The 5527-nt window shown below is 44.2% G+C and carries 5 protein-coding genes; all 5 read right to left on the bottom strand.

The window, feature by feature from the left end; all coding sequences use genetic code 11:
- Positions 1-175: 175 nt before the first annotated feature.
- A complete protein-coding gene (locus DWZ40_RS18920; protein WP_002595445.1) occupies positions 176-730 on the bottom strand; it encodes a hypothetical protein in 555 nt (184 codons plus the stop codon).
- Positions 731-1120: 390 nt separating this feature from the next.
- Positions 1121-2236, bottom strand: a complete 1116-nt coding sequence (locus tag DWZ40_RS18910) for a relaxase/mobilization nuclease domain-containing protein (protein WP_002595444.1) — start codon at positions 2234-2236, stop codon at positions 1121-1123.
- Positions 2197-2517: a plasmid mobilization relaxosome protein MobC gene (gene mobC / locus DWZ40_RS18905; RefSeq protein ID WP_002595443.1), complete on the bottom strand. Its 321-nt coding sequence runs from the start codon at positions 2515-2517 to the stop codon at positions 2197-2199. Before mobC ends, DWZ40_RS18910 begins: the two co-directional genes overlap by 40 nt.
- Positions 2510-3145: a hypothetical protein gene (locus DWZ40_RS18900; RefSeq protein WP_002595442.1), complete on the bottom strand. Its 636-nt coding sequence runs from the start codon at positions 3143-3145 to the stop codon at positions 2510-2512. Before DWZ40_RS18900 ends, mobC begins: the two co-directional genes overlap by 8 nt.
- An 869-nt stretch (positions 3146-4014) precedes the next feature.
- On the bottom strand, positions 4015-5397 hold the full coding sequence (locus DWZ40_RS18885; RefSeq protein WP_002595441.1) for a hypothetical protein: 1383 nt from the start codon (positions 5395-5397) through the stop codon (positions 4015-4017).
- Positions 5398-5527 lie beyond the last annotated feature (130 nt).

The following is a 5527-nucleotide window of genomic DNA, read 5'->3' as shown; positions in this document are numbered from 1 at the left end:
GCCTTTTTGGTGTCAATATCTACACCTCACTCCCTCTCGCCCTTATCGCTTATCTTATCAATGAATTTATTGCACCTTTTTGACCTCTAAAAAAAGGGAGTGAATTAAGAATATCTCATCCTCACTTCACTCCCTCTTATTTTCATCACTACTCTTACCAATATTTCAGTATTTTCTACTTAGCATCACGAAGAGTTCCTTTCCATACTGCGTATTCGTCACCTTTCTCATCAGTTGCGGTTAATATTGCTTCACAATATGGATTTGATGGTGGATTCGGAGTCGTATATACATAGCTTCGAGAATTAGTTCCTGTATACCCATTATGATCTTCTTCATTTGTATGCCAACTATTTACTCCTTCAGCTCTTGTTACAAGTTTACTGGATTTTAATTTTAATGGATTAGACGTCATAGATGCCTTAACTGTGTACTGCGGTCTTCCAGATGAATCTAAACCATCATAAAAATACTCCATACTTCCTAAAATTCTATTTTCAATATCTAAAGCTGTAGCAGGAATAGGTTCTCGAGAAGAAATTGTGTTTTTTCCATCACACGCAAAATATACTTTATCCAGCAAAACAGATTCTCCATTAGTTGAACGAGTCACCGATTCTACCGCCTCGGTTTCAGCAGGAGCTGTATCTGCTGCAAAACTAACCATATTCATAGCCATCATCATTATTGCTGCCAAAGCTAACGCTACAGATCTGCGAATATTTCTCATTAATTTTCCTCCTATGTCAATGTATTTTTATAGCATCTAAAGCAACAAGTACATTGGCATCCCCTCCTTTTTGTTTTACTATACTATATTTTCAACAAAAAAACATTAATTATATATAACATTTTTATAAAACTTTACTTGACAAATAAATAATATAACACTATCAAAAACGTCCCAATATTACAGACCATACCGCCCCAAAACAGGTATATCTTCAAGCCCTCATATCTGAAAAAGCTGTTTTTGCTTTCCTCCAGCTCCCGGACTTTCTGCTTCATTACGCTTGTAAGCGTATCAGACTGCTTTTCAAGAGCTTTTGTTGCCTTCTGTACCGCCTCTATATTCGCCTGTAACGCCTTTTTTACCTCTTGGACGGTACTTTCTCTGACCTCATCTCTCAGGCTCCCAATTCCGGCTGATATGGCGTTCTGAAGTAGTTCGTTGCTGTTCTCTAACTGCTCGACTTGCTTCTTCAGCTCGCTGATGAGCTGCCTGCTCAGCTCGGCGTCTCTCTGCCTGTTCTGCTCTGCCCTTGCTTGTCCTTGATTTGACTGCTTCATCAATTCCTCGCAGCTCTCGCTCGACAAAGCTAAGGCTTCCTTCAGCAGGCTGTTCTCCAGCTCTGTCCGGCTCTGACGGTTCAGTTCTTGGATCCGTTCTCTCGGACTTGCCTGCTCTGACTTCTGCTGTTCGTGCATTTCTCTCAAACTCATGCTCCAGTTCCTCCTTTCCAAAACCCATGTTGTAGTATTTTTCCAGCTTATTATTACGAATTTTGCAAGCCTTTTCTCCTGCCTGCTTCCTTGCTAAGTCGGTATATGTGATGTATTTGTGGCTGTCCTGCCAGTCCACTCCGTACCCTCTTTCATTCATCAGCCGAATAAAGCTTTCCCGGCTGGTCGCTGTTTCCTTACAGTCCAGGACTGCCAGGGCAATGTCCTGGACATAGCTTTTCACTTTCCCCTGCTCCGCCTGCTTCAGAAGCTGGTACGTCTCTTTTTTCCATGCCACTGTTTCCTCACGTTCCGCTCCTTCAAAGGTCTTTCCCTTTTCTGAGACGTGTAGCCCCTGCTCCCTGCTCTGTGCGTTGCACCGCTCCTTCAGCTCCTGCAGGTCGGCGCTGCTCCACTGCAGCTTGTGCCCGTCCTCAAAATTGACGGAATTGACGATAAAGTGCGTATGGATATGTTTTTTGTCCTTATGGGTAGCCACAAGCACCTCAAACCCTTTCCATGCCGACGTATTCTCTGCAAGCTGTAAGGCGTTCCTGTGTGCCTGCTCCGGCGTGATTTTCTCGTCCTTATGGTAGCTCTGGACAAAGTGCTTGTATGTCCTTCCCCCGGTTTTCTCCCATAGTTCCTTGGTGGCTTGCATTTCGTCCTTTACTGTATCTGGTTCACAGTGCAGACCGCTGACAAGCTTATCCTCTGTCTTTTCCTCTTTTGTCACATAGTCCAGTGCTTGCCCTATGCCTGCTTTTGAAGATACTGCTTTAATAACTGCCATACTTCTCTCACCTCTTTCATGGTGTTAGGAAGCTCTTGCTTATAGTCCACATATCCATTTTCATTCAGCTTCTTGGCTATCTGGTTCAGATTGTTGCCTTGCCTTTTCAGCTCTGGATATATCTCTTTCAGTCCGTCCAGATTGACAATGTTCGACTGTGTGAGGGCTTCAATGATATATTGCTGTTGGCTCTTTCCAGACTGCTCTACTTTTTCTTTTATCTGTGCAAGTTCTTCCTCTGACACTCTTATAACTATCTGCTTCGGTCTTGTCCTATTCATTGATGAAGTCCTCTCTTTCCTTTACCCACTTCTTAATGAGTTCGATTTCCTCGTTCATGTTCGGCTCTTTCTCTGGCTTCCAGTCCGCTCTCATGTCTTTCAGTTCTTCCAGTGCTTCTTCTAAGTCTGCCTTATAGCTTTCTAAATCTTCTTTTTCGCTTGCTATATATTCATCAACACTATTGTAACAAGGCACACACTCATAGCTTGTAAAATCATCATTATACTTGTGGTACACAATGTCTTTCCATTCATCACTTGGCTCTGCTATGTTCTGTTTAGTAATTTCAATGTCGGATTTTATTGTCTCTACGTTCTCCAACATATCCAGATAATGCTCTGGTTCATAACCCAAATTCAATAAGTGATTCAGCAGTGTAGGCTCTGGGAACATTCCGAACCAACAACGCTCGAACCACTGGTCAGCATAATCTCTTTCATCACTTCCATTGGAGTAAGTACCGCCCACCAAATCTCCGACAAAATTCTCTATCAGCTCTCCGATTGTCAGACCATGCTTCCCACACTTTCTCGCCAGTCGGTCACAATCTGCGTCCGACAATTTCACTGTGATTTTTCTCTCTCTGATTGTCTCAATTTCTTTCTGCTGTTCCTCGCCCCAACTCATGCTTTTACCTCTCTTTCTTCTTGGCTATCACTCAACAATTTACCGCATATCTGCGGTCACTCAAAGGGGGATTGAAGGGGGGCTTTGCCACCCTCACAAGTTCTAAAGTGTAGCCGTTAGGCTATCACTTTAGGGAACTTGCAATATATCCGCTACACATAATATAGCATAGTGATAGCCACTTGTCAAGCGGATATATTCGTGCGTGGATTTCGCCAGAAATACAGTGGAGCTTACTTCCTCTTGGGCGACTTTGGAAGTGTAGGAGGGAGACAGTCAAGGGCTTGTTTTTTATCTGCAGTATGAGCTTCGGCTTGCCGATCAGCGAATGCAGCAGATAAAAAATGGTCGCAGACCACCCTTTACTTTCTTCCGCCGGAACAGACAATGAAGCACAAGGGGAAGTGACGGAACGGACGGACAGCCGTTTCCCCCTCCGGCATGATAGCCAACAAAAAAGAGTATCAAGGGTAAACGCTGCGGTCTTTCGACCGCCCTTGACACTCTTTTCCTTATGGCTCTGATAATAAACAAGGGGAAATGGCTTCTTGTGGCATTTCTGCCACTATGGTATAATGGGCAACGCTACCACCCCTATACAGGTACAGAAAGGGGGTGTGCCACCATGAGTATATTTTCGTCTTTCTTACTCTCTGTCTTGGCAAGTGTAGTCGCCTACTACATCTGCAAATGGCTGGACGGAGATAAATAGGCGGTAGCCAGCCTAAGGCATAAGCCACCTTGCCACAACGGAATAGAAAAGCCCCGGAGGTCGCAACTCCGGGGCTTTTTGCGTGCCACAATGAGCACTTTCGTCTTTCTTGCCTACTGGCATTATAGCATATGCCTTTCAGCATTTCAAGTATGCCCTACTTCCACCACTTATAAACCGTATGCTTTGCAAGTCCTGTCTCTCGGATGCAGTCCGCTTTTGTTCCCAGAGGGTTGCTTTCTCTCCATTCTTCGACAATCTTCGCCTTGTCTGGTCTCCCTTGTAGAGCTTTGCCCCTGTCCTCATTCATTGTTTCAAGGGTAAAACGTGCGATTTTTAAGTGCGTGGCTTGCTTTCTGCCGTTCCTCTTATTTGGCGGTATGACAACTTTCGTCTGCTTCTCTATCCATTCTCGGCTTGCCATAGTCGAAAGTAGCTTGTTATCAGCTTTGAGGGCTTTCAATGCGTCCTTTACATCTTCCCTTGTAAAATGGTTGTCCTCATCATCTGTAAGGCTCTCCAGATGCTCCAAAAATGAATAGGCATCTTGCCTTATTCGTCTTTCAGATATGCCACATTTCAAGCCATACGCACACAATGCCATGATTGAGAAGTACCTACCGCCTACCTTTACTTCGGTAAAAATCTTGTTCTTCCACCACTCATAAAGGGCTTCATTACACACCCATGTGCCTTTTTTCTTCGGTCTGCCCTCTACAACTCGCTCTTGATACCACTCTGGGTACAGCTTCTTTGCTTCGTCCAGTGACAGCTTACTCTTTTCTTTCTTCGGCTTCTCTGTAAGTACCGATAAATCAACCTTACAGTTCGGTATGCTGTCCTTTATATCTTCCAGAGTATAGCGGTTATCCGACATCTTATAGGCTTTCACTGGGAAGTCTGCCCCCAGCTTGCTCTGGCTCCCAACACACCTAAAGCCTTGATAGATACCTGTTATATCTGGGCTGTCTGGTCTGATACTGCTCGTATCGTTCCATAGTCTGCGGATAAATGCTTCTTTCAGCTCCGCAAGGGTATCTTCCAGATTATGATACAACTGTACTGGCTCTTTCAAAAAGTAATAGGCATGGACACCCTTTCCAGAACTCACAAGGTAGGTCGGTCGGAGCTGTACTCCGTTCCCGAATTGCTTCAAGAGGTTCTTCAACTGCTGTTTTCCGACATAATCAATATCTATTGCAACCGCATACAGTTCATGTGCGTTCTGCTTCGTGTGTGTCTTGCCATAGAACGTGATAGGCGGTATCAGTCCGAACTCGTCCCCTATGACCTTATCAAGCATATTCAGACTATCATCTATAACCCACTGCTTCGTTCTTCCCTTTCCAGATGGTCTTATCTGGGTTGCAATCACATTTCCTTTTCCGTCATGCTCTGCACTCTGTAAGCTCCCCTCTGGGAACAAGTCACGATAGAACTCATGGGGGCTGACCTCTGGAAAACCTCTCTCCAACATCAGCTCCTCTTTATCCCTATATACCTTTCTCCACTCATACATTGTTTTTGTATTTCTACGCATATTTTTCTCCTACTTAGATATATTATATAATATACTGCCCTTACTCCGCCTGACCGCTAATCTTATCAATAGATTTTTGCACCTTTTTCTCTCAAGTATAAGGGAGTGCCTTTTTGGTGTCAATATCTAC

Source organism: Clostridium sp. AF32-12BH (assembly GCF_003477935.1).
Lineage (GTDB): Bacteria > Bacillota > Clostridia > Lachnospirales > Lachnospiraceae > Brotaphodocola.
The sequence above is the reverse complement of the archived record's forward strand: the minus strand, read 5'-3'. Positions and strand labels throughout refer to the sequence as shown.